This window comes from Pseudomonas sp. FG35, assembly GCF_057809295.1.
Map to the genome: position 1 here is coordinate 110,955 of NZ_JBMDJR010000007.1, position 24,134 is coordinate 135,088.

General features: G+C 60.2%; 24 protein-coding genes. 10 read left to right on the forward strand and 14 right to left on the reverse strand.

Annotated features, from left to right (window positions below):
• Nucleotides 1-116: 116 nt before the first annotated feature.
• Nucleotides 117-1,655 carry a catalase KatB gene (katB, locus tag ACODTD_RS15585; protein WP_221615888.1) on the reverse strand — a complete coding sequence of 513 codons (1,539 nt, stop codon included), beginning with the start codon at nucleotides 1,653-1,655 and terminating at the stop codon, nucleotides 117-119.
• Between the two features lie 285 nt (nucleotides 1,656-1,940).
• On the opposite strand from katB, the gene mscL reads away from it, so the two are divergent.
• Nucleotides 1,941-2,354, forward strand: coding sequence for a large-conductance mechanosensitive channel protein MscL (gene mscL, locus ACODTD_RS15590; protein ID WP_041475433.1), 414 nt, complete (start codon nucleotides 1,941-1,943; stop codon nucleotides 2,352-2,354).
• A 32-nt stretch (nucleotides 2,355-2,386) separates the two neighbouring features.
• Here the strand turns inward: mscL and ACODTD_RS15595 are convergent, their stop codons facing one another.
• Nucleotides 2,387-3,163, reverse strand: a complete 777-nt coding sequence (locus ACODTD_RS15595) for a ferredoxin--NADP reductase (RefSeq protein ID WP_011336030.1) — start codon at nucleotides 3,161-3,163, stop codon at nucleotides 2,387-2,389.
• A gap of 303 nt (nucleotides 3,164-3,466) precedes the next feature.
• Here ACODTD_RS15595 and ACODTD_RS15600 point away from each other — a divergent pair, with 303 nt between their 5' ends.
• Both ACODTD_RS15600 and ACODTD_RS15605 read left to right on the forward strand, forming a co-directional pair.
• Entirely contained in the window at nucleotides 3,467-4,174 is a 708-nt protein-coding gene (locus tag ACODTD_RS15600; protein WP_011336031.1) for a helix-turn-helix transcriptional regulator, read from the forward strand.
• Nucleotides 4,175-4,349: 175 nt separating this feature from the next.
• Nucleotides 4,350-5,474 carry a methyltransferase gene (locus ACODTD_RS15605; RefSeq protein ID WP_011336032.1) on the forward strand — a complete coding sequence of 375 codons (1,125 nt, stop codon included), beginning with the start codon at nucleotides 4,350-4,352 and terminating at the stop codon, nucleotides 5,472-5,474.
• Nucleotides 5,475-5,543: 69 nt separating this feature from the next.
• Here ACODTD_RS15605 and ACODTD_RS15610 read toward each other — a convergent pair whose 3' ends face one another.
• The 3 genes from ACODTD_RS15610 to ACODTD_RS15620 are packed head-to-tail and all read right to left on the reverse strand — an operon-like array spanning nucleotide 5,544 to nucleotide 8,216.
• A complete protein-coding gene (locus ACODTD_RS15610) occupies nucleotides 5,544-5,711 on the reverse strand; it encodes a DUF2474 domain-containing protein (protein ID WP_007950992.1) in 168 nt (55 codons plus the stop codon).
• Between the two features lie 57 nt (nucleotides 5,712-5,768).
• On the reverse strand, nucleotides 5,769-6,776 hold the full coding sequence (gene cydB / locus ACODTD_RS15615; protein ID WP_011336033.1) for a cytochrome d ubiquinol oxidase subunit II: 1,008 nt from the start codon (nucleotides 6,774-6,776) through the stop codon (nucleotides 5,769-5,771).
• A gap of 3 nt (nucleotides 6,777-6,779) precedes the next feature.
• Nucleotides 6,780-8,216 (reverse strand): cytochrome ubiquinol oxidase subunit I, encoded by a 1,437-nt coding sequence (locus tag ACODTD_RS15620; RefSeq protein WP_011336034.1) that lies wholly within the window; start codon nucleotides 8,214-8,216, stop codon nucleotides 6,780-6,782.
• A 399-nt stretch (nucleotides 8,217-8,615) separates the two neighbouring features.
• Between ACODTD_RS15620 and ACODTD_RS15625 the strand changes: the two genes are divergently transcribed.
• On the forward strand, nucleotides 8,616-9,854 hold the full coding sequence (locus tag ACODTD_RS15625) for an MFS transporter (RefSeq protein ID WP_011336035.1): 1,239 nt from the start codon (nucleotides 8,616-8,618) through the stop codon (nucleotides 9,852-9,854).
• 5 nt (nucleotides 9,855-9,859) lie between these two features.
• Here the strand turns inward: ACODTD_RS15625 and ACODTD_RS15630 are convergent, their stop codons facing one another.
• Both ACODTD_RS15630 and ACODTD_RS15635 read right to left on the reverse strand, forming a co-directional pair.
• Nucleotides 9,860-10,411, reverse strand: a complete 552-nt coding sequence (locus ACODTD_RS15630) for a DJ-1 family glyoxalase III (protein WP_489104991.1) — start codon at nucleotides 10,409-10,411, stop codon at nucleotides 9,860-9,862.
• Between the two features lie 67 nt (nucleotides 10,412-10,478).
• A complete protein-coding gene (locus ACODTD_RS15635) occupies nucleotides 10,479-10,928 on the reverse strand; it encodes a DUF4879 domain-containing protein (RefSeq protein ID WP_221615890.1) in 450 nt (149 codons plus the stop codon).
• Nucleotides 10,929-11,148: 220 nt separating this feature from the next.
• Here ACODTD_RS15635 and ACODTD_RS15640 point away from each other — a divergent pair, with 220 nt between their 5' ends.
• Both ACODTD_RS15640 and trmA read left to right on the forward strand, forming a co-directional pair.
• A complete protein-coding gene (locus ACODTD_RS15640; RefSeq protein ID WP_064599583.1) occupies nucleotides 11,149-12,444 on the forward strand; it encodes an NCS2 family permease in 1,296 nt (431 codons plus the stop codon).
• Nucleotides 12,441-13,520 carry a tRNA (uridine(54)-C5)-methyltransferase TrmA gene (gene trmA / locus ACODTD_RS15645; protein WP_011336039.1) on the forward strand — a complete coding sequence of 360 codons (1,080 nt, stop codon included), beginning with the start codon at nucleotides 12,441-12,443 and terminating at the stop codon, nucleotides 13,518-13,520. The genes ACODTD_RS15640 and trmA overlap by 4 nt, the downstream gene beginning before the upstream one ends.
• 55 nt (nucleotides 13,521-13,575) lie before the next feature.
• On the opposite strand, the gene ACODTD_RS15650 is transcribed toward trmA, so the two are convergent.
• The gene (locus ACODTD_RS15650) at nucleotides 13,576-14,022 is read right to left on the reverse strand and encodes a hypothetical protein (protein ID WP_489104992.1); all 447 of its coding nucleotides are present in this window, start codon (nucleotides 14,020-14,022) and stop codon (nucleotides 13,576-13,578) included.
• A complete protein-coding gene (locus ACODTD_RS15655; protein ID WP_011336041.1) occupies nucleotides 14,019-14,447 on the reverse strand; it encodes a hypothetical protein in 429 nt (142 codons plus the stop codon). The genes ACODTD_RS15650 and ACODTD_RS15655 overlap by 4 nt, the downstream gene beginning before the upstream one ends.
• A gap of 201 nt (nucleotides 14,448-14,648) precedes the next feature.
• On the opposite strand from ACODTD_RS15655, the gene ACODTD_RS15660 reads away from it, so the two are divergent.
• The 3 genes from ACODTD_RS15660 (at nucleotide 14,649) to ACODTD_RS15670 (ending at nucleotide 17,003) form a co-directional block, all read left to right on the forward strand.
• Nucleotides 14,649-15,560, forward strand: a complete 912-nt coding sequence (locus ACODTD_RS15660) for a LysR family transcriptional regulator (protein ID WP_011336042.1) — start codon at nucleotides 14,649-14,651, stop codon at nucleotides 15,558-15,560.
• A gap of 142 nt (nucleotides 15,561-15,702) precedes the next feature.
• The gene (gene aroQ / locus ACODTD_RS15665; protein ID WP_011336043.1) at nucleotides 15,703-16,143 is read left to right on the forward strand and encodes a type II 3-dehydroquinate dehydratase; all 441 of its coding nucleotides are present in this window, start codon (nucleotides 15,703-15,705) and stop codon (nucleotides 16,141-16,143) included.
• A gap of 5 nt (nucleotides 16,144-16,148) precedes the next feature.
• Nucleotides 16,149-17,003, forward strand: coding sequence for a shikimate dehydrogenase (locus tag ACODTD_RS15670; protein ID WP_489104993.1), 855 nt, complete (start codon nucleotides 16,149-16,151; stop codon nucleotides 17,001-17,003).
• Between the two features lie 33 nt (nucleotides 17,004-17,036).
• On the opposite strand, the gene ACODTD_RS15675 is transcribed toward ACODTD_RS15670, so the two are convergent.
• Both ACODTD_RS15675 and quiC read right to left on the reverse strand, forming a co-directional pair.
• Entirely contained in the window at nucleotides 17,037-17,714 is a 678-nt protein-coding gene (locus ACODTD_RS15675; RefSeq protein WP_489104994.1) for a TetR/AcrR family transcriptional regulator, read from the reverse strand.
• A 102-nt stretch (nucleotides 17,715-17,816) separates the two neighbouring features.
• Complete coding sequence (gene quiC, locus ACODTD_RS15680; protein WP_197870522.1) at nucleotides 17,817-19,718, reverse strand: 3-dehydroshikimate dehydratase QuiC; 1,902 nt, start codon at nucleotides 19,716-19,718, stop codon at nucleotides 17,817-17,819.
• 273 nt (nucleotides 19,719-19,991) lie between these two features.
• Here quiC and ACODTD_RS15685 point away from each other — a divergent pair, with 273 nt between their 5' ends.
• Nucleotides 19,992-21,329: an MFS transporter gene (locus ACODTD_RS15685; RefSeq protein ID WP_007958787.1), complete on the forward strand. Its 1,338-nt coding sequence runs from the start codon at nucleotides 19,992-19,994 to the stop codon at nucleotides 21,327-21,329.
• 42 nt (nucleotides 21,330-21,371) lie between these two features.
• Here ACODTD_RS15685 and ACODTD_RS15690 read toward each other — a convergent pair whose 3' ends face one another.
• The 3 genes from ACODTD_RS15690 to ACODTD_RS15700 form a co-directional block, all read right to left on the reverse strand.
• On the reverse strand, nucleotides 21,372-22,250 hold the full coding sequence (locus ACODTD_RS15690; protein ID WP_197870518.1) for a DMT family transporter: 879 nt from the start codon (nucleotides 22,248-22,250) through the stop codon (nucleotides 21,372-21,374).
• A gap of 58 nt (nucleotides 22,251-22,308) precedes the next feature.
• Nucleotides 22,309-23,124 carry a sugar phosphate isomerase/epimerase family protein gene (locus tag ACODTD_RS15695; protein ID WP_282474285.1) on the reverse strand — a complete coding sequence of 272 codons (816 nt, stop codon included), beginning with the start codon at nucleotides 23,122-23,124 and terminating at the stop codon, nucleotides 22,309-22,311.
• A 181-nt stretch (nucleotides 23,125-23,305) separates the two neighbouring features.
• Complete coding sequence (locus ACODTD_RS15700; protein WP_064382136.1) at nucleotides 23,306-24,082, reverse strand: IclR family transcriptional regulator; 777 nt, start codon at nucleotides 24,080-24,082, stop codon at nucleotides 23,306-23,308.
• Between the last annotated feature and the right edge of the window lie 52 nt (nucleotides 24,083-24,134).

Here is a 24,134-nt window from a genome sequence, read left to right on the forward strand (position 1 = left end):
TAACGCAGCCATCGTCGATCAGCGCGGCGCACCGGACCGGATTTCTCCGCTGGCCAGACGCGCGGCGCTGCTGTCGGTCAAACCCCGACAGTTGCCGGGGTTTGAGGGGCGCGCGGTCAGTCGGCCAGTTTGGCCGCCAACGCCTTGACCCGACTCAGGTCACCCTTGGCCACTTTGGTCACCCCGGCGCCGTATTCCGGATCCGCCTTATAGAGGAAGGACAGCATGATGTGCTTGCTCTCGTCATCGGCACTCGCCAGCGAACCGCCAAAGCTCTCGATCAGATCCTGACGTTCCTTCTTGCTGAACGAGCGATACAGATCTCCGGCCTGCTTGAAGTTCTGTTCACGCTGGATCTTCGCCTGTTGCGTGCTGCCCTGCAGCGCGGTCTGGCTGTATCGCGCGCCTGCCGTCTCTTCACGCGGCTGCAGACGGCTAGGCTCATAGTTGACGCCCGAGGTGCTCGCACCGGCATTCATCGCGCCATCCTGATTGCCATTGTTGACAGCAGTTTTGGCGGCATTGATCGGCAATTGCAGGGCGTTGGCGCCAAGGCGATACATCTGGGTATCGGCGTAGGCAAATATCCGGCCTTGCAACAGACGGTCTTCCGAAGGCTCGATGCCCGGCACCACATTCGATGGCGCCATGGCGACCTGTTCAGTTTCCTGGAAGACATTCGCAGGATTACGGTTCAACACCATTTGTCCAACTTTTCGCTCTGGAACACCTGGCCAGATCTTGGTTGCATCAAGAGGATCGAATTCAAACTTGGACAAGTCTTGCGGATTCAAGACTTGAATGTACAAGTCCCACTTGGGAAAGTTTCCTTTTTGAATGTTTTCTACCAAGTCGTGAGTCATGTGGCTGTAGTCGCGCCCCTGAACTTTCTCAACTTGTTGCGGATCGAGATTTTTGATGCCTTGCAAACTTTTCCAGTGAAACTTCACATAGTGCACATCGCCCTTGGCGTTAACCAACTTGTAGGCGTGCACACTATTGCCGTCCATCTCCCGATAGCTGGCCGGAGTGCCCGAGTTGGAATACAACTCGGTCAATGTGCGGGTGGCTTCCGGTACATGGGAGAAGAAATCGAAGCGACGCGAGTCATCGTCAAGGTTAGTACGCGGATCGGGCTTGAAGGCATGCACCATGTCCGGAAACTTGATCGCATCGCGGATGAAGAACGTCGGAAAGTTGTTGCCCACCAGATCCCAATTGCCGTCAGCGGTGTAGAACTTGGTTGCGAACCCCCGAGGGTCACGCAGGGTTTCCGGAGAGTGATTGCCGTGAACCACCGCCGAGAAACGTACGAACACCGGCGTGACCTGGCCGGCGGTAAACACCTTGGCCTTGCTCAGATCACTCAGATCGTTGGTTGTGGTGAACGTGCCATGGGCACCGGTGCCGCGAGCATGCACGACACGTTCGGGAATGCGTTCACGGTCGAAACGTTGCAGCTTCTGGATCAGTTGCACGTCCTGCAACAGCACCGGGCCATTGGCGCCGGCGGTTTGCGAGTTCTGGTTGTCGCCGACTGCCGCACCGTTATCCCGGGTCAGGGGGGCGGCGTTCACGGAAAGGGTCAGCAGGCTGGCGGCCAATACGCCAATGGTGCGACGGGGAATAATCCCTGAACCAAGTGTGGAATTCATTTCAGGTTCCTCTGTTTTTTTGAGGCGCATCCAGGTGCGCCAGACAGAGGCTAAGAGCTCAGCCAGACAAACATAAATAGAAAGATCGTAACGCGATGATTGATTAATTTTTCTTCAGGATCAGGGAGTTGCAGCGTATTTCGCGCGCGATTAGTGGCACTTTGCAAACTAATTGCGAAATGGTGTGTCGATAAAAACGGGCTTTGTAAGAAGGTGTTACGCGCAGGACGCGTTATGCTGATTTACACTGCGTACACCAAACTCATCTGTAACAAGGAAATAACTATGGGCGTGCTCAGCGAGTTCAAGGCCTTCGCGGTCAAAGGCAATGTGGTCGACATGGCCGTCGGTATCATCATCGGCGCGGCCTTCGGCAAAATCGTTTCGTCGTTTGTCGGCGATGTGATCATGCCGCCAATCGGCCTGCTGATCGGCGGAGTGGATTTCAGTGACCTGGCCATCACGCTGAAAGCCGCCGAGGGCAGCGCCCCTGCGGTGGTGCTGGCGTACGGTAAATTCATCCAGAGCGTTCTTGACTTCGTGATCGTCGCCTTCGCGATTTTCATGGGCGTCAAAGCCATCAACCGCTTGAAACGCGAAGAAGCCGTAGCGCCTACCTTGCCGCCCGTGCCGACCAAGGAAGAAGAACTGCTGGGCGAGATCCGCGATCTGCTCAAGGCCCAGAACAACCGGCCCTGAAGACTGAAACGGCGCCTGAGGGCGCCGTTTTCTTACCAGTAGTTTTCCACCGCGACCTGCCCCGGTCGCCGGGTCAGACTCAAGGCCATGCCACGTTGCTTGAGCAGGGCCCGGGTGTCATCGATCATCTGCGGGTTACCGCAAAGCATGACTCGCGAATGCGCCGGCGTCAGCTCCACGCCTGCCCTATTCTCCAGCTCGCCATTTTCGATCAGCGTGGTGATGCGCCCGTTGAGGGCGCCGGCATACGGTTCACGGGTAACCACCGGGATGAACTGGAACTTATGAGCATATTCAGCCAGGTAGTCACGCTGAGTCAGCTCGGCAATCAGCTGCTGATAAGCCAGTTCCCGCGCCTCTCGCACGCTGTAGACCAGAATGATTCGTTCAAACTTCTCCCAGACCTCGAAGTCCTGAAGGATCGACAGAAACGGCGCCACGCCTGTGCCGGTGGATAACAGCCAGAGATCGCGGCCATCAATGAAGCGATCCAGCGTCAGATAACCAAAGGCCTGGCGCTCGATCAGCAAGGTATCCCCGGCTTTCAGCCGGCTCAGTTCACTGGTGAATTCACCACCCGGCACCACGATGGAAAAGAATTCAAGAAATTCGTCGAACGGCGAAGACACCATCGAGTAGGCGCGCCACACCGTACTTCCATCCTCGCGCGTCACGCCGATCCGGGCAAATTGTCCGGCACGGAAGCGGAAACCTGTATCCCGCGTGGTACGCAGCGTGAACAGGTTCGGGGTCAGTGGTTGCACATCGAGCAGTGTCTGGCGGCTGAATTTTTCGCTGCTGGCGGTCATCGATTTACTCCATCAACAATGACTCAAGTGTTACGCATTAGTCCTCGCGGGAACACCGACAGTTTGTAATGACATTCCATAGTGCTATCACTCTGAAAAAATTCAATCAATTAGTGTGAGCATTAAAGATCTTTATATGAACCCTCACATATAAAATCCGGTTATGGATATTCTCTATAACCCGCCTCTTCAAGAGCAAAAAAGTTTAAACACTTTGCAGGAAGCGTCCTACACTGGATTTCGTGTCGGGGATCTTGGATCCAATCCCCCCCCCCTGCGAACCAGCTCCTGGAGAACTAAAAAATGGATAGGTGGAAGGAGTACCAGATAAAACAGCTTACGCGCGCGAAGGAAATCGAGAGTGCATTCCCGATTTTGAGAACGTTTGCCAATAACATAGGTTTCCAGTTTTGCGGCATTCAAGTCTCGCGACCTGAGTCCCCGTCATTCAAACCGTTCCATATCAATAACTTCACTAAAGCGTGGAACGAAGAATACGAGAATAACTACAGTGAAGAGGACCCAATAACATCATACTGCCACCAATCCATGTTGCCATTTCTCTGGAACAGAAAAGCCTTCTCGAAAGCACCGCAAATGTGGAATGCACTTCGAAATCACGGAATGGAACATGGCTGGTCGCAATCGTATCTCAACGAAGAAAATGACCTGTGCTGCACAATCAGTCTGGCACGTCCCCAAAGCGAAATCTTCGCACTGGAACTCTACGATCAATACGGCGTCATGCATTTCATCACGCAGCACTTGAGTGAATTATTCGTCCATGCACTACCGCCAGTGCCGGCCAAACCGCCTCCCGTGCGCCTGTCTACTCGAGAGCTGGAAATTGTCAGGCTGTGCGCCTATGGCAAGACCGCCTGGGAAATCGGTCAGATTCTGAATGTGGCCGAGCGGACCGTGAACTATCACATCAAAAATCTGATCGTTAAACTCAACGCGTGCAACAAGATGTCAGCCATCGTCAAGGCTTCCAAGCTCGGATTCCTCTAGACCTCGTTCAACCATCGCAGTGAAATCAGACGAGTATTGCCAACAAAAAAAAAGTACCATTTGCAGCCTTCCTGAGTGATGTCGTGAGCGTTCACGTCGCAGTGCACTCGGTTGGTTCCGCCGCACTAAACCCTGGGCCGCGGGACACCCGTCGATTACCCAGAGTCCCCGCCCCATGCCTTTGCTCGATACGCCCTTCGCCCAGCTTGATCTGATCCGCCAGCCCGAACAGCAGAACGAACCGCTACAAGCCTTCGACGCAGCCGACGAATACCTGCTCAATCATCTGGCCGAACAGAATCTGCCGATCGAGACACGGGTTCTGGTGCTCAACGACAGTTTCGGCGCGCTGGCCATCAGCCTGTCAGGCAACGTGCAGGTCAGCACCAGCGGCGATTCGTTCCTGGCGTTTCAAGGCCTTGAAAAAAACCTGCTGCGCAATGGTCAGGCATTCGATGCGCTGCGCGGCATTCCCGCCAGCGAGCCGTTGGTCGGGCCATTTGACCGGGTGCTGATCCGCGTTCCGAAAACCCTGGCACTGCTGGAAGAACAACTGATTCGCCTGCAAGGCCAATTGGCGCCCGGCGCGCAAGTGGTCGCCGCAGCCATGGTCAAACATCTGCCCCGCGCCGCCGGTGATCTGCTGGAACGCTATATCGGCCCGGTTCAGGCTTCGCTGGCGGTGAAGAAGGCACGCTTGCTGATCGCCACGCCCGAGGCGAAGGCACCCGCTGTCTCGCCCTACCCGACCCGTTATCGCCTCGACGAGCCGGCCATCGAACTGCTCAACCATGCCAACGTGTTCTGCCGTGAAGGGCTGGACATCGGCACCCGTGCCTTCCTTCCGCACCTGCCGAAAAACCTCGGCGCGGCAGGGGTCGCCGACCTAGGCTGCGGTAACGGCGTACTGGCCATCGCCAGCGCCCTGCAAAACCCAGATGCGCATTACACGCTGGTGGACGAATCGTTCATGGCCGTGCAGTCGGCGGCCGAAAACTGGCGCGCGGCGCTGGGTGAACGTGAAGCGATCGTGCGCGCAGGCGACGGCCTTGCCGGACAGGAAGCGCAATCGCTGGATGTGGTGCTGTGCAACCCGCCGTTTCACCAGCAACAGGTGGTCGGCGACTTCCTTGCCTGGCGCATGTTCCAGCAGGCCCGCGAAGCACTGGTCGTCGGTGGTGCGCTGTACATCGTCGGCAACCGTCACCTGGGTTATCACAGCAAACTGGCGCGACTGTTCCGGGGTGTCGAGCAGGTCGCGGCCACGCCGAAATTCGTGATCCTCAAGGCACGCAAATAATCCGGGCAAAAAAAACCCTCCGGTCGGAGGGTTAAAAATCCGTGCCGCAAGGCAGCGGGATGGGAAGTCTTAGTGCGTGGTCAGGCCTGCTGCATTCATGAACATGCGCATCAGGCTGGCGACGATGAACAATGCACCGACGCTGCCGACCCAGATCATGGCCAACCAGCCGAGCCGCTGCCACAGCGGCTTTTTTTCGGCTTCTTCAATGTCGTGCAGGGAATGTTTGCCGGTCATGCTTGCATCCTCCGGTTGAGGGAGATGGCGCCGCTGTCGGCGCCATCGTGATCACCCTTAGTGATAACCGTCTTCATGGGTGACCTTGCCGCGGAACACGTAATAGCTCCAGAAGGTGTAACCCAGGATGAACGGGATGATGAACAGCGTGCCCACCAGCATGAAGCCCTGGCTTTGCGGTGGTGCGGCGGCGTCCCAGATCGAGATCGACGGCGGCACGATGTTCGGCCACAGGCTGATGCCCAGACCGCTGTAGCCGAGGAAGATCAGCACCAGGGTCAGCAGGAACGGCATGTAGTTGGCATTGCGTGCCACCGCGCGAATCAGACCGTACATCGTCACCAGCACCAGAATCGGCACCGGCATGAACCAGAACAGATTCGGCATGCTGAACCAGCGCGTCGCAATTTCCGGATGGGCCAGCGGCGTCCACAGACTGACGACACCGATCACCGCCAACAGCACGAAGGCCAAAGGTCGCGCCAGGTCATGCATCTGTTCCTGCAACTTGCCTTCGGTCTTCATGATCAGCCAGGTGCAGCCGAGCAAGGCATACGCCACCACCAGTGCGGCGCCGCAGAACAGCGTGAACGGCGTCAGCCAGTCCAGTGAACCGCCGGCATATTGCCGGTTGACCACTGGCAGACCATCGATGAACGCGCCCAGCGCCACACCCTGGAAAAACGTTGCGGCAATCGAACCACCGATGAATGCCTTGTCCCACAGGTGACGCTTGTCGTCCTTGGCCTTGAAGCGGAACTCGAACGCCACGCCACGGAAGATCAGCCCGATCAGCATGAAAATCAGCGGCAGGTACAGCGCCGACAACACCACTGAATAAGCCAACGGGAAGGCGCCGAACAACGCAGCGCCGCCCAGTACCAGCCAGGTTTCGTTGCCGTCCCACACCGGGGCGACGGTGTTCATCATCACGTCGCGGTCGGTCTTGCCGGGGATGAACGGAAAGAGAATCCCGATCCCCAGATCGAAACCGTCCATGACCACGTACATCATGATGCCGAAGATGATGATCACGGCCCAGATCAGCGGAAGATCAATACCCATGACTCAAATCTCCTTGGTCAGGCTGCGGTCGTGTTCGGCACCATCGTCGTCGGCAGCGGACAACGGACGGGCCGGCGTACGTTTCTGGCCAGGACCACCTTCGTTGGTTTCCTTGCCTTCGTCGGTCTTCGGTCCTTTGCGCACCAGACGCATCATGTAGCCCAGACCCGCACCGAACAGCGCGAAGTACACCACCACGAACATGATCAGCGTGATGCTCATCTGCATGAAACTGTGGTTGGAAGACGCGTCCGCCGTGCGCATCAGCCCGTAGACCACCCACGGCTGACGACCGATTTCAGTGGTGAACCAGCCCGCCAGGATCGCGATCAGACCGGACGGCCCCATCCACAACGCCAGGTACAGGAACGGCCGCGAGGTGTAGAGCGAGTCACGCTTGCGCAGCCACAAACTCCACAGACCGGTGAAGATCATCAGGAAGCCGAGGCCGACCATGATCCGGAACGACCAGAACACGATGGTGGAATTCGGCCGGTCTTCTGGCGGGAACTCCTTGAGCGCCGGGACTTGCTTGTCCAGCGAGTGGGTCAGGATCAGGCTGCCGAGGTATGGAATCTCGACAGCGAACTTGGTTTTTTCTTCCTTCATGTCCGGCCAGCCGAACAGAATCAGCGGTGTCGCTTCGTCGCCGACGTTTTCCCAGTGGCCTTCGATCGCAGCGATTTTCGCTGGCTGATGCTCGAGGGTGTTGAGGCCGTGGAAGTCGCCGATGACAGCCTGGATCGGCGCAACGATCAACGCCATCCACATCGCCATCGACAGCATGGTGCGGATCGCCGGGTTGTCCTTGCCGCGCAGCAGGTGCCAGGCCGCTGACGAACCGACGAAGAACGCCGTTGCGACGAACGCTGCGGTCGCCATGTGCATCAGGCGATAGGGGAACGATGGGTTGAAGACAATTGCCAGCCAGTCGGTTGGAATGACCTGACCGTTGACGATCTCGAAGCCCTGCGGGGTCTGCATCCAGCTGTTGGAAGCGAGAATCCAGAAGGTCGAAATCAGTGTGCCGATGGCGACCATCACCGTGGAGAAAAAGTGCAGGCCGCGCCCGACCTTGTTCCAGCCGAACAGCATCACCCCGAGGAAACCGGCTTCGAGGAAGAACGCCGTGAGCACTTCATACGTCAGCAACGGCCCGGTAACGGAGCCGGCGAAGTCCGAGAAGCGACTCCAGTTGGTGCCGAACTGGTAAGCCATGACCAGGCCCGAGACCACGCCCATGCCGAAGTTGACGGCAAAGATCTTCGACCAGAAGTGATAAAGATCACGGTAGGTGTCGTTGCCGGTTTTCAGCCACAGGCCTTCCAGCACCGCGAGATAGCTCGCAAGACCGATGGTGATCGCCGGGAACAGGATGTGGAACGAGATGGTGAATGCGAACTGAATTCGGGCGAGATCCAGGGCCTCTAAACCGAACATAAGCTTTCCTCTATCAGATAACGGTCCAGGACTGGCGGCCTTGAACCACTGCCCCCACGGGTATGGAGTGCGGCGAACTCGGATTCGTTCTTCTTTTTACAGGCATCGCGACGCAGGGAGTCTGCCGACGGGTCCGCGATCGTTTCCACGAAAGGTCTTGATCTGGATCAATCAACGTAGAAAGAGTAGTCCCATTTCCGACGGGAAACCGCGTGGTCTTTTGCCGCGTGACAAGTTGCCTCACAGTCACGGCAACGCCCTGAAATACATCGGTGGCCGGGTTTCGCGCCACGGCGCAGAAAAATCGATGTCTGGCTAACTAAATTTTCTGTCATAGCAACTTCCTGTTACAGACTGGTGATAATCTCGCGGTTCCCCTCGATCACGACCGGCCCGCAAATGCCCAGCCAAGAGCCCTTGCTGTTACGTCACCACCGTCCCTTTCTTGCGTTCTGGTTTGCCCGGATCTTCACCGCCAGTGGTTTTCAGATGCTCACCGTGGCGATCGGCTGGAACCTCTATCAATTGACCGGCAATGTGCTCGACCTGGGTCTGGTCGGGTTGGTGGAATTCGCACCACGGGTCTTGTTCATGCTGCACACCGGCCACGTTGCCGATCGCTACGACCGACGCAGAGTCGCGGCGATCTGCCAGTCGTTGCAGGCCCTGATCGCGCTGGCATTGGCCATCGGCAGTGCAACCGATCATGTCACCCGGGAAATGATCTTTATCCTGGCGTTCCTGCTCGGCGCCGCACGCTCGTTCGAGATGCCGACCACTCAAGCGCTGCTGCCGAGCATCGTACCCAGTGCGCTGTTCCCGCGTGCCGTCGCCGCCGCGCAATCTGCACAGCAATCGGCCACCATCGTCGCCCCGGCCCTCGGCGGTCTGCTTTACGCCTTCGGCAGCGTGTGGGTCTACGGGCCGACGGTGATTCTGTATGTCATCGCCTGCACCTTGATGCTCAACCTGCCCGCACGGCAAACCCCGCTGAACAAGGGCAAGGCGACACTGGATTCGTTGCTGGCAGGGATTCGTTTCATTCGCAGCCGCCCGGACATTCTCGGGGCGATCTCGCTGGATCTGTTCGCCGTGCTACTCGGCGGCGCCACGGCGCTGTTGCCGGTGTTCGCCAAGGACATCCTGCTGACCGGGCCGTGGGGGCTGGGGTTGCTGCGCTCGGCGCCGGCAGTTGGCGCGCTGATGATGTCGCTGTTCCTGGCGCGGTTTGCCGTCGAGCGAAACGTCGGTCGAGTAATGTTCACCGCCGTCGGTGTATTCGGCGTGGCAACCATCGCCTTCGGTCTGTCGACCTCGTTCTGGTTCTCCCTGGCGGTACTTGTGGTGCTGGGCGCGGCGGACATGATCAGCATGGTGATCCGCGCCTCGTTCGTGCAACTGGAAACCCCGGACGAAATGCGCGGCCGGGTCAGCGCGGTGAACGGCCTGTTCATCGGTGCCTCGAACCAGTTGGGCGAATTCGAGTCCGGTCTCACCGCGCATTGGTTCGGCACCGTGCCGGCGGTGGTGATGGGCGGCATCGGCACGCTGGTGGTGACCGGAACCTGGATCAAACTGTTCCCGACCCTGGCCAACCGCGACCGGATGCATGTGCCGGTGGAAGAGGTGAAGGCCTGACGCTCTCAGGCCAGCAACTCCCCCGCCACCTTCAATCTGACGGCCTTGCCCGCCAGTTGCTCGACCAGTGTCAGCGCAAACGCAAGCGCGGCGCCGGAGCCCTGGGCGGTGATGCAATTACCGTCGACCACCACCGGTTGATCAACAAACGTGCAACCGGAAAGGTTATGACTGCTGACGGGCAGGCAGGTCATCCGGCGTTGACGTAATACACCGAAGCTTTGCAGGGCGACGGCCGGGGCTTCGGCGATGGCGGCGAACAGTCGTCCGGCACTGGCCTGATCCTTTAGCAGTTGTTGAAGAGGCTGGTGCGCAGCAAGGTGTTGCGCGCCGACAGCGCCACCGGGCAGGACGATCAGGTCAAAGGTCTGGGCCAGTACGTCAATGAGCATGCCGTCGGCAGTCAGTCGCGTGCCCCGGGCGCAGGTCAGCATGCGCCGGCCTTCGATGCTGGCCGCCACCACTTCGACGCCGGCGCGGCGCAGCACGTCGATCAGGGTCACGCATTGCAGATCATCGATGCCCTCGGCGAGGGTAATCAGGGCTCTATAGGTCATGGGCGCTTTCCGCTGGGTGGTCTTTAAAGCGTAGTCAGCTTTGCCCTGCCCTGTTCGGCGACAGCCGTTACTTGATGTAAAGCTGGGTCGACATCGTGTTGCGCGGGGCGTTGATCGACGTGTTGCTGAAGGTAAAGGTGCCTTCCTGACGGGCCGCCAGATCGAAGGTATACAGCGAGCCGACGGATTTGCTGCCGGGCGTGCACTCGGTCAGGTTGCCGTTATCGAAGGCACAGACCGGACTCCGGGTGCCGTTCACTTCGAAACCGTCCAGTGCTGCCTGAGGCTGACTCTGGCCGTAGCCGATTTCCAGCACGTACACCTTGATGCCCGGCGCGCTGTGATCGCAACGGGTCTGCACCTGGCCATCGGTAATGTCTTCGAGCCCGCAGGACGACGACTGAACCTTGATGACTTTCACCTCGCTCAATGGCGGTGCCGACGCCGCAAGTGCCGCCGGTACACCGGCCAGCAGCGAGGCCATCAGTCCAGCGGTCTTCATCCAACCCTTGTTCATGCGATCCATCCCAGAAAAAACAGCGCGCAGTATGGCTTACTTGGCCGTGGTGCAAAACTTCGCCGACGATCGACACCAACATCCGCCATCTTCCTCACGCTGCTGGTATGATGCGCGGCTTTTTCCGGCCCACCACAATTTTCCAGGCGCTTGCGACGGTCTGTGCTTTGCTGTTGAGGTCGATACATTCACGGCGCCACGCGCGCCACGGGGAGCAGACATGCTGGAAAGGCTGTTTCAACTCAAGGCACACAACACCAACGTGCGGACCGAGATTCTGGCGGGCGTCACGACCTTCCTGGCCATGGCCTACATTCTGTTCGTCAACCCGAGCATCCTCGGCGAGACCGGCATGGACAAGGGCGCGGTGTTCGTCGCCACGTGTCTGGCAGCCGCCATCGGTTCCACGGTCATGGGCCTGATCGCCAACTACCCGATCGCCCTCGCGCCGGGCATGGGTCTGAACGCCTTCTTCACCTACACCGTCGTGCTGCACATGGGCCACACCTGGCAAGTGGCGCTGGGCGCGGTGTTCATTTCGGCGGTGTGCTTCTTCCTGCTGTCGATCTTCCGCATCCGTGAGTGGATCATCAACAGCATCCCGCTGCCGCTGCGCTCGGCGATTGCCGCCGGTATCGGCCTGTTTCTGGCACTGATCGCCCTGCACAACGCCGGCATCGTGGTCAGCAACCCGGCGACCATGGTCGGCCTCGGTGACCTGAAACAGCCGGCTCCGATCCTCGCCACCCTCGGTTTCGCCCTGATCGTTGCCCTTGAAGCCCTGAAAGTGCGCGGCGCGGTGCTGATCGGCATTCTGGCGGTGACCATCGTTTCCATCGTGATGGGCTTCACCCCGTTCGGCGGCGTGACGTCAATGCCGCCTTCGCTGGCCCCGACCTTCCTGCAACTGGACATCAAGGGCGCTCTGGACATCGGTCTGGTCAGCGTGATCTTCGCCTTCCTGTTCGTCGACCTGTTCGACAACTCCGGCACCCTGATCGGCGTCGCCAAGCGCGCCGGCCTGATGGGCAAGGACGGCCACATGCCGAAAATGGGCCGTGCGCTGATCGCTGACAGCACCGCGGCAATGGCCGGTTCGCTGCTGGGCACCTCGACCACCACCAGCTACATCGAATCCGCTGCGGGCGTGAGTGCCGGCGGCCGCACCGGCCTGACCGCCATCGTCGTCGCAATCCTGTTCCTGCTGGCGCTGTTCTTCTCGCCACTGGCCGCCAGCGTACCTGCGTTCGCTACCGCGCCGGCGCTGCTGTTCGTCGCCGTGTTGATGACTTCGGGCCTGGCGGAAATAGACTGGGAAGACATCACCGTCGCCGCGCCGGTCGTGGTCACCGCCCTGGCGATGCCTTTCACCTATTCCATCGCCAACGGCATCGCCTTCGGCTTCATCGCCTGGACTGCGATCAAACTGCTGTCCGGCCGCGCCCGTGAGCTGAACCCGGCGCTGGTGATCCTGTCGATTCTGTTCGTGATCAAGCTGGGTTGGTTCAACGCATGACTTTTGATTCCCAGGCCTACGCCGCACAACTCGAAGACAAGGTCACGCGCCTGCGTGACCTGCTGGCCCCGTTCGATGCACCGGAGCCGACGGTGTTCGACTCGCCGCTGCAGAACTTCCGCCTGCGCGCCGAATTCCGCCTGTGGCGCGAGGGGGGTGAGCGGCATTACGCGATGTTCTCGCAGGACGACAAACGCACGCCGATCCTGATCGAAGAGTTCCCGATCGCCAGCCTGCGCATCAACCAGTTGATGCCGCAATTGAAGGCGGCGTGGCAGGCCAGCGCAGCGCTGAGCCACAAGTTGTTCCAGGTGGAGTTTCTGACCACCCTGGCCGGCGACGCAATGATCACCCTGTGCTATCACCGTCCGCTGGACGAGCACTGGCATGCGGCGGCGACCAAACTGGCGACGGATCTGGGCGTCAGCATCATCGGTCGTTCCAAGGGCAAGCGCGAAGTGCTCGGCCTCGACTACGTGGTCGAGAAACTCGACGTCGGCGGTCGCACATTCAGCTATCGCCAACCGGAAGGCGCGTTCACCCAACCGAACGGCACCGTGAACCAGAAGATGCTCAACTGGGCCTACGAAGCACTGGGCGATCGCAGCGACGATCTGCTGGAGCTGTACTGCGGCAACGGCAACTTCACCCTGCCGCTGGCAACCCGCGTGCGCAAAGTGCTGGCCACCGAAATCAGCAAGACTTCGGTCAACGCCGCACTGAGCAACCTGGCCGAAAACGCTGTGGATAACGTCACCTTGGTGCGCCTGTCCGCCGAAGAGCTGACCGAAGCCCTGAACGAAGTTCGCCCGTTCCGTCGCCTGCACGGCATCGATCTGAAAAGCTACGAATTCGGCAGCGTGTTCGTCGACCCGCCACGGGCCGGCATGGACCCGGACACCTGCGAGCTGACCCGGCGCTTCGACAACATCCTGTACATCTCCTGCAACCCGGAAACGCTGGCGGCCAACATTGCCCAACTGCACGACACGCACCGCATCACCCGCTGCGCACTGTTCGACCAGTTCCCGTGGACTCACCACATGGAATCCGGCGTGCTGCTGACCCGACGTTGATCGCAGGTGCCAGAAACAAGAAAGCCGTCCTCATCGACGGCTTTTTTGTGCCTGTTCATGGCACGGGATCGATCTTGCGCGGACGCCCGCCCTTCCTGCCGTTGGCCCGTGCAGCTTCAGCTTTCGCAGTGCTGCTCTGGCGACCATTGCGGGAGGCGATCACCGAGGCTGCCATGGCCATCAGTGGCTGACTGGCCGAGATCATGCCGGCGATGGAAACCTGCAAATCCTTGCCGTCGTGGCAGAGCGCTGTGCCGGCAAAGCCAACGTTCAATCCAGTGAAGTCTTCCGGTTCGAAATCATCGAATTCCCGGTAGAGATTCACTGGGAGCAGCACGCCACTGTTGTCTTCGAAGTGGATAACCAGACACGTTTTCTGAAAGGCCACCGACACGGCTTGCAGGCTGCTGCGTCGGCGCACGCCACCACGGTCGACCGCTTCGTCCAGACGCTTTTCCGTGACGGGTCGATCCGCGTGCAGCGTGGCTTTGACTGTTTTCATAATTCTATTTCCACTCCTTCGTTGGCGCCGACCAGGGCCAACAGGGTTTTGTTGACCTCCGGCTCGTAATACGCCGAGCCAATCCTGAAACTCGTGCTGGTGACTTCCCGCAGCACCGCCACCTGATTCGACTGCCCGTCCCACCATTGATTGTCGAGACAGGCCGTTCGCAACCGAGTCCACCAGATCCAGCGCGCCCGCCGCAGATGATCGGTTTCACGCAGCGACTGGCGCAGCCCTTCAAGCAGGCTGACCGGCGGTCGATGCGACAACGGCAGCACATCCCACAGTTCAACGCCGTTGTGCCAGAAACTGAATTTGAAGCGGGCGCTCCAGGCGCCTGCATCCACATGTGCGTGGGGCGGACAATGTTCGTCATGCAACATGATCACCACTGACAGTCCTTTGTAACTGCATACCTTCATGCTACCCATCCGTTAGGTTTAAAGTTTCAACACTTGCCATTCCCTGGCAAATCCGACCATCGGCGCCAACGCCTGCTGTGGCCGTTACCTTTCGAGCCTAGTGCGGGAGCCGCAAAAGCCGCGCGCAAAATGGTAAGCAGTTCTTTCGCAGCGGCCGCGCATTTGCTACATACGAAGACTCATTCCCCGGTGTAATCAATCATGCAGCGACACTTCGACGATCTTCAGCTGGGCAGCATCGAGCTGTTTTGCCTGGCCGCCGAGTGCGGCAGTTTCACCGGCGCGGCGCAGGCGGCTTCGGTGACGCCGGCAGCGGTGAGCCGCTCGGTATCCCGCATGGAGGAACGCCTGGGCGTGCGGCTGTTCGCGCGCACCACCCGCAGCGTGAAATTGACTGACAGCGGCCGGCGCTATTACGAAGAATGCAGTCAGGCGCTGGCACAACTGGTCGAGGCGCAGCGGGAAGTCATGGGCCAGCAGCAGGAACCGTCCGGCACCCTGCGTATCAGTATTCCTACGACCTACGCCCATCACCGAATCCTGCCGCTGCTGCCGGCCTTTCGCGCGCGCTTCCCGCAGGTGAAGGTCGACATGCACATCAGCAACCGCAACATCGACTTCGTCGGCGAGGGCTACGACATGGCGATCCGCGTGCGGGCGATTCCCGATTCCGGCCTGATCGCCCGCCACCTGGAAGATGCGGCGCTGGTGATGGTTGCCAGCCCCGATTACCTCAAACGCGCCGGCACGCCGCAGACCCTCGAAGACCTCGAACAGCACGAGTGCATCCAGTACGAATTACCCAGCAACGGGCGGCGGATCACCTGGCTGTTTTACGACGAAGAGACGCCACGGGAAATCCTCGCCGAGGGCAATTTCTGCTGCTCGGACGATGTGCTCGGTGGCGTGACCCTGGCCAGGCACGGTGCCGGATTGTTCCAGACCTATCGCTTCATTGTCGAAAAAGAACTGGCCGACGGCTCGCTGATAGAAGTGCTCAAACCCTACAGCGGACGCTCGCGGCCGTTCACCTTGTTGTACCCGCAGAATCGCCACATGCCGCTGCGTGTCAGGGCTTTCATCGATTTTCTGGTGGAGCAGTTGCCGCACTGAATTGCATCAGTGTGCGATCACCGCCCACAAAACCGGGTCGTCGATGCAGGGCAATTGATTAAAGTAACCATCTAGTACAATTTAACTCCACAGGTCGAAACCTTCGGCCCAAGCCAAAAACAATAAGTGGAGTTTGCCCCCCATGCCCCCTATCGTTCTGGTGCTTAACGGCCCGAACCTGAACCTGCTCGGCACCCGTGAACCGGCGACCTACGGTCACGAAACCCTGGCCGATATCTCTGCCCTGTGCGGGCGCGCCGCCGAAGAATTCGGCCTGGCCGTGGAGTTTCGCCAGACCAACCACGAAGGCGAACTGCTCGACTGGATTCACGGCGCCCGCCAGCGCTGCGCCGGCATCGTGATCAACCCGGCCGCCTGGACTCACACCTCGGTCGCGATCCGCGACGCTCTGGTCGCCAGCGAATTGCCGGTGATCGAAGTGCACCTGTCCAACGTCCACGCCCGCGAGCCGTTCCGTCATCACTCGTTCGTCTCCGCCATCGCCACCGCCGTGATGTGCGGCTTCGGCAGCCACGGCTATCGCCTGGCCCTGGAACATTTCAGCCAGCGGCTGAAGGGGTGATCCGCATGAATCGCAACAACGTGATACTCGCCGGGCTGATCGGTGCCGGCATCCAGGCCTCCCGCACCCCGGCCCTGCACGAACACGAAGGTGACGAACAGGGCCTGCGTTACCTGTACCGGCTGATCGATCTCGATCAACTGCAACTGGACAGCAACGCCCTGCCCGACCTGCTGCTGGCCGCCGAACGGATGAACTACACCGGGCTGAACATCACCTTCCCGTGCAAGCAGGCAATCATCCCGCTGCTCGATGAATTGTCCCCGGAAGCCCGAGGCATCGGCGCCGTGAACACGGTGGTGCTGAAGGACGGCAAACGCGTCGGCCACAACACCGATTGCCTGGGTTTTGCCGAAGGTTTTCGTCGCGGCCTGCCAGACGTTGCCCGCGAGCGCGTAGTCCAGATGGGTGCCGGCGGTGCAGGCGCGGCCGTGGCCCACGCCCTATTGAGCGAAGGCGTACAACAACTGAGCATTTTTGACGTGGACGTGGAGCGCGCCGAAAGTCTGGCCAACAACCTCAACCAGCATTTCGGCGCTGACCGGGCGGTTGCCGGGCATGATCTGGCGAGCACACTGAGTCAGGCGAATGGCCTGGTAAACACCACGCCGATGGGCATGGCCAAATTACCGGGCATGCCCGTACCGGCGACCCTGCTGCGGCCTGAGCTGTGGGTGGCGGAGATCGTGTATTTCCCGCTGGAAACCGAACTGCTGCGCAGCGCCCGCGCCCTGGGTTGCCGAACCCTGGATGGTGGCAACATGGCGGTGTTCCAGGCGGTGAAAGCGTTTGAACTGTTCAGCGGCAGGGCGCCGGATGCACAACGGATGCTCGCGCATTTTCAAAGCATGAATGGGTAAAACCGTGAGGGGGCGACGCCCCCTCGACTTCAGTCACGCTTGCAGGTAGCGCAGCACCGACTCGCAAATCATCTCGCGATGACGCTGCTTGATGCTTTCGTCCGGCAGGTCGATCTGAAAGATCTCACCGAACGTGTGGCGGTTCGACACGCGATAGAAGCAGAACGAACTGATCAGCAGATGTACGTCCAGCGCGTCGAGCCCGGCGCGGAACACCCCTTCATCGGCACCGCGACGAAGAATCTCGCCCAGGGAATCGAGGATGGTGTTGTTCATCGCCTTGATCGCGTCGGAACGCTTCACGTACTCGGCGTTGTGGATGTTTTCGATGCTGACGATCCGCACGAAATCGACGTTGCGATCGTGGTGATCGAAAGTGAATTCCACCAGGCGCCGGATCGCTTCCACCGGCGGCAACTCGACCAGGTGCAGACGGTTCTCGGTGCTGCGGATATCGCCGTAGAGCTTCTCCAGCACCTCGACGTACAACTGCTCCTTGCTGCCGAAGTAGTAATAGATCATGCGCTTGGAGGTGTGAATGCGCTCGGCGATCGCATCGACGCGGGCGCCGGACAGCCCCTGCTGGACGAACTCGACGATCGCCTCCTGCAGGATATTCTCGCGGGTCTTTTCCGGGTTGTTCTTGCGACTCTTGCGCGGCTCTACCGCGGGTAGAGCGGGAGCTGCGGGAAGTTCTGAAGTCATTGTCATTGCGGGCTCACGGCCATCACTGCACAGGCTGGCGATTATGGGCCGCGCGCCCCAGTGAAGGAAGCCGCGCGGCCGGTGTTTAATCCCGCGTTTACGAATTTCCTACAACTTCGCCTGGCGAACCGCGCCACTGCGTGATTTGGCCATCGCCGCCAGCCGCACCGCGACGTTGGCCGCGCCATAACCGGCGTAACCATTCTTGCGCTGGATGATCTCGAAGAAGAAACGCCCCTCGAACGGCTCGGTATAAACGTGGAACAACTCGCCACCCTGCGCATCGCGGTCGTAGAGCACGTTGTAGTACGCCAGTTCGCTGAGGAATTCGTCATCGAAATCGAAGCGCGCCGCCAGATCGTCGTAATAGTTGAGCGGGATATCCAGCAACGGCACGCCCGCCTCTTTCGCCCGGCTGACTTCGGCAAAGATATCGTCGCAATCGAACGCGATGTGATGCACCCCGGAGCCGCGATAACTCGACAACGCGTGTGAGATCGCGGTGTTGCGGTTCTCGGAAATGTTCAGCGGCAGACGGATCGAACTGTCGCGACTACGCAGCGCGCGACTCTTCACCAGCCCGTAAGGATCCGGCAGCACCACTTCGTCATCGGCCTCGAAATCCAGCAGGCTCTTGTAGAACAGCACCCAACTGTCGAGGCTGTCTGCCGGCAGCGCCATGGCCATGTGGTCGATGCGCTTGAGACCGCCGCGCGCCACGGCATTTGGCAGCAGATTGAAGTCAGTGCCGTAGACATCCGCCTCCTGATCCACCAGATAGATCAGGCTACCGTCCGGCGCACGCACCGCCGCCAGCTCCAGTTCGTTGGGGCCGACCAGTCCGCGATACGGCTGACCTTTATAGGCGACGGCGCGGGCCAGCGCACTGGCGCTGTCCTTGACCCGCACGGCGGTGGCGCACAGCGACGGGCCGTGGGCCTCGAAAAAGCTGTGGCCGAATGAATAAGGTTCAGAGTTGAGGATCAAGTTGATATCGCCCTGGCGCAACAGGCTGACGCTCTTGGAGCGATGCTGGCCGGCCTTGACGAAGCCCAGCCGCTCCAGCCAGTTCGACAGCTTGGCGCCAAGGCTTTCATCCACGGCGAATTCAAGAAACTCGATGCCGTTGTATTCGCTGGCCTTCGGCGTTTCGAAGAGGATGTCGCGGTTATCCACAGGACGGATTTCCTGCTCCAGACGCTGACGGGTTTTCTCCTCCAGGTACAGCAGCGAACGCAGACCGTCGGCCGCATTGGCCCGAGGCGGCGCGGCGCGGAAGCCGTCATTGAAGATTTCCAGCGACAGCGGCCCGGTGTAGCCGCTCTGAATGATCGGCGCGAGAAACCCCGGCAGATCGAATTCGCCCTGCCCCGGGAAGCAGCGGAAATGCCGGCTCCACTCCAGCACGTCCATCGCCAGGATCGGCGCGTCGGCCATCTGCACGAAGAAAATCTTGTCGCCGGGAATCTCGGCAATCGCCCGTGGATCGCCCTTGAGCGACAAGGTGTGGAAGCTGTCGAGCAACACGCCGAGGGCCGGGTGATCGGCCTGACGCACGATGTCCCAGACCTGTTGATAAGTATTGACGTGACGGCCCCAGGCCAGCGCCTCATAACCGATGCGCAAGCCGCGAGCGCCGGCGCGCTCGGCCAGCAGGCGCAGGTCATCGATGAGGATCTGTTGCTCGCCGAGACTGTCGGGGGAGGCATTGCTGCAGACCAGTACCAGGTCGGTGCCCAGCTCCTGCATCAGGTCGAACTTGCGCTCGGCCCGCTCCAGGTTGCGTTCCAGTCGATCGCGGCGGCAGCCTTCGAAATCGCGGAACGGCTGGAACAGCGTGATGGCAATCCCGAGGTCGGCGCACATCTGCCGGATTTCCCGGGGGCTGCCGTCGTAATACAGAAGATCGTTTTCGAAAATCTCCACCCCGTCGAACCCGGCGGCGGCAATGGCTTCGAGTTTTTCCGGCAGGGTTCCGCTCAAGGAGACGGTGGCAATGGATCGCTGCATGTTTCAACTCCCGGTGGAGACGTCGGCTACGGAAATTGCGCCGCTTTTATAGGGTGAGCGAATTATTGGTCCCGGTTTTTCATTGAGCAATTTAAACTGTACTACCCGGTTAGTTTTGCGTGCGATTATCGAACACAATGCCGGTTCGGCGAATTGACGATTTTTCGTCCACTGCCCAACATCCGTCTCACCTTGAGTCCGGAACTGAACCGCCGGTCGCAGCGTGCACAAAAAAAGCACACCAAATAACAAATCCAAAAACGGGTGGAACACATGATTCCTTCACAGACTTCCCGCATGGCTCCGGCCATGAGCACTGCCACGGGTGGCATCGGCGACAAGATCCGCGGCGCCATGGCCGTCGGCAAGACCCGTTGGGGCATGCTGGCGCTGGTGTTTTTCGCCACCACCCTCAATTACATCGACCGCGCCGCCCTCGGCGTCATGCAGCCGATCCTTGCCAAGGAAATGAGCTGGACGGCGATGGACTACGCCAACATCAACTTCTGGTTTCAGGTCGGCTACGCGATCGGCTTCGTGCTTCAAGGGCGGCTGATCGACCGGGTCGGCGTCAAGCGCGTGTTCTTCTGCGCGGTGCTGCTCTGGAGCCTGGCCACCGGCGCCCATGGCCTGGCGACTTCGGCGGTGGGCTTCATGGTCTGCCGGTTCATCCTCGGCCTGACTGAAGCGGCGAACTACCCGGCCTGTGTGAAGACCACACGCCTGTGGTTCCCGGCCGGCGAGCGCGCCGTCGCCACCGGCATCTTCAACGCCGGCACCAACGTCGGCGCGATGTTCACCCCAATGCTGCTGCCGCTGATCCTTCACGTGTGGGGCTGGCAGGCCGCGTTCCTGTGCATGTCGGCACTGGGCGGGATCTGGCTGCTGTTCTGGGGTCTGAAGTATTTCAACCCGGAAGATCACCCGAGCGTGAAACAGTCGGAGCTGGAATACATCCAGAAAGAAGTCGAACCGGAACAGGCCCGCGTGCCGTTCTCGAAAATCCTGCGCATGCGCGGCACCTGGGCCTTCGCCCTCGCCTACTCGCTGACCGCGCCGGTGTTCTGGTTCTACCTGTACTGGCTGCCGCCGTTTCTCAATCAGCAATACAACCTGGGCATCAACGTCACCCAGATGGGCATTCCGCTGATCATCATCTACGTCACCGCTGACTTCGGCAGCGTGGGCGGCGGGATTCTGTCTTCGTTCCTGATCGGTCGTGGCATGAACTCGATCAAGGCGCGGCTGCTGTCGATGTTCCTGTTCGCCTGCTGCATCATCGGCGTGGTCATGGCCGCCGGCTCCGCCAACCTGTGGATCGCGGTTGCCGCCATCTCCCTGGCCATCGGCGCGCACCAGGCCTGGACCGCCAACATCTGGAGCCTGGTGATGGACTACACGCCCAAGCACATGATGAGCACGGTGTTCGGTTTCGGCGGCATGTGCGCGGCGATCGGCGGGATGTTCATGACCCAGATCGTCGGCCACATCCTGACCGTCACCAACAACAACTACACCGTGTTGTTCACTCTGATCCCGGCGATGTACTTCATCGCGCTGACCTGGATGTACTTCATGGCACCGCGCAAGATTCCTACGGTTACCGAATAACCCTCCTGCACCGACCGGCCTGATTTCAGGCCGGTTTTGCTTTCAGCGCCGGCTCTGCTGCCACGCTGCCGCCAGTCCGCTGCAACAGATCACCGCGATCCCGATCACCGTCATCAGGGTTGGCGTGTGAGCAAACAGCAACCAGCCCAGCAACCCCGCGAACACGATCTGGCAATAACCGAACGGTGCCAGCAACGCCGGTGCGGCATGGCGGAATGCCTGGGTCAGAAACAGGTGCGCGGTCATTCCGCAACTGCCCAGCGCCAGCATCAACAACGCATGCCCCACGCTCGGCACCTGCCAGAAGAACGGCACCAGCGCACTCATCACCAGCGTGTTGCACAACCCCGCGAAAAAGTTGCTGGTGGTCGGGCTGTCGACTTCCGCGAGCTTGCGGGTGAGCAACTGATAGAAGCAGAAAAACAGCGCCGAGCAGAACGGCAATAAAATCGCCGGGGTGAACAGTTCACCGCCCGGATGGACGATGATCAGCACACCGATGAACCCGCACACCACCGCGATCCACTGACCGCGCGTCACCCGCTCCTTGAGCAGCGGCACCGACAGCGCCGTCACCAGCACAGGCGCAAGAAAGTTGACCGCCGTGGCTTCGGCCAGCGGGATGTACAGCAACGCCGTGGTGAAAAAAAGACTGGTGCCCAACAGGCACAACGCCCGCGCCAACTGCCACAACGGGCGTTTGGTGCGCAGCACGCGCAGCCCGGACTGCGGCAGGAAAATCCCGGCCATCAGCAGCGTGTGCACCAGATACCGCGCCCACACCACCATCACGATCGGATAAAAACCCGAAAGGTATTTCGACAGCGCGTCGTGACTGGAGAACAGGAACGTCGCCACGACAATCAGCAAGATCCCCTTGAAGGGTTGGTTGACGCCGGAAAGCGGGGTGCTGACTGTCATGGGCTCTCTCTGAAAAAAATAAACGGTGACGAGGCGGCTCTCGCCCCTTGGAGCAGACTCAAAGCCGGGCCAACAATTCCCGTGTCCGATCGATCGCCATTTGCGCGCGTTGCAATCCGCTCACGCCCTGCTCCAGCAATTTGACCGTGGGAATTTCCAGACTCAGGGGAAGGTTAGCCGGAAGACTGTGCAACAACCCGATCAGGTCACAATCGCCCTCGCCGGGAAACCGGCGCTCATTGCGAGCCTGACGCAAGATCTCGGCCATGTCCGTTGGCCTCGGCCCGGCAACATCGCACAACTGTGCGTAGCGCAGCCGCGAGGCCGGCACACCGGTCAGATCTTTCAGCCGCGATCCGGAGCGGTCAAAGTGAAACGCATCCACCAGCACCGCACCGTTTTCGCGCCCCGCGTTGTCGACGATGCGCAACGCCTGCTTGAGATTGCGCGCATCGGTCCACGGCATGAACTCCAGATGCGGATGCAAACCGTAGGGCGCCGCCAGATCGCACAGCGCCGCGAAATGATCGGTGAGCCGCTGCTCGTCAGGATCGTTACCGGCGACCAGCAACTCGCTGGCGCCGAACTCCGCGCCGACGCTGAGCAGCTTCTCGAAATCCGCGACCACTGTCTGCGGCTTCAATCGAAGGATTTCCACGTCGAGCACGCCGATTCCGGTGTCACGCAAGCGCGCCAGTGTCTGACGCCGCAAGTCGCCATCGGCTACCAACGGGAAGTGATATTCCTCGGGCGTCGCCGGCTCCAGACGCAGGCCGACATGGCTGTAACCGGCACGGGCCGCGACCTCGACCATGTCGGGGGGCGACAACTCCAGCACGGTCAGGCTGGCCAGGGACAGAATTCGTTCGCTCATGACCTCGCCTCGACCTGTTCGGGTGAAGTGACGCAACCAATGCCGATGCGAAGGGGCGGGTTCAAGGTGCGATCCTCTTGTGATTGTTGTGGGAAAACTCACTCAATCGACAATTTAGAACCCGGTTCCAGATTCTCCCACCCGCCTGACTGAAAAGTGGGCGAACAGCGCACGGCTTTGTTTAAACGAACAACTCCGAGGCCAGGCTGGCTGCCGACAATTCCTCGGTAAACGTCAGTAGCAACGGCGCCAGTTCATGCAATCGCGCCCCCGGCATCCGGGCGCTGGGGCCGGCGATGCTGAGCACGCCGATCACCCGGCCATCGGCGGGATGTTTGACCACGGCAGCAATCGCCGAAGTACCCACCGCCGAGCTTTCTTCCACACAGGCATAGCCCTGTTCCCGTGCCACGCGCAGGCGTTCGAGCAGTTCAATATTGGAGCGCGGCGCGTTGGGCCCGATATCCGCCGGCACCTCCGCGCCCTGGCGCTCGACCAGCGACAACGCCTCGGCATCGCTCATGCACGCCAGCCACGCATGGCCCGACGCGGTGTAGAACAGCGGCGCGTCGCGGCCCATGTCCGGGTCGTAACGCAGACCGATGCGCGCGCCCTGCGCCTTGGCGATCCAGGTCTGGCGCTCGCCGTCGATCACGCCCAGACGCACCAGCTCACCGGTTTCCTGGGCCAGCCGATCGAGCACCGGTTGCACGATATCGGCCCCGCTGCTCGACAGATATTGAAAGCCCATCGCAACCAGTTTGGTCGACAGGTGGTAACGCAACGTCTCCGGGTTCTGTCGCACGTAACCCAGGCGGATCAGCTCGGCGAGCAGGCGGTGCGTCGCGCTCTTCGGAATGTCCAGTTGCTCGGCCAGGGTCTGCATCGGCAGCCCGCGCGGCTCACTGGTGAGGCTTTCCAGCACGCTGAAAACCCGTTCGATTTGACTGCCGGCCATGGTGCGCTCTCGGTGAAATTTCGCCGATTCTAGAAGACATCCCGAGGAATGC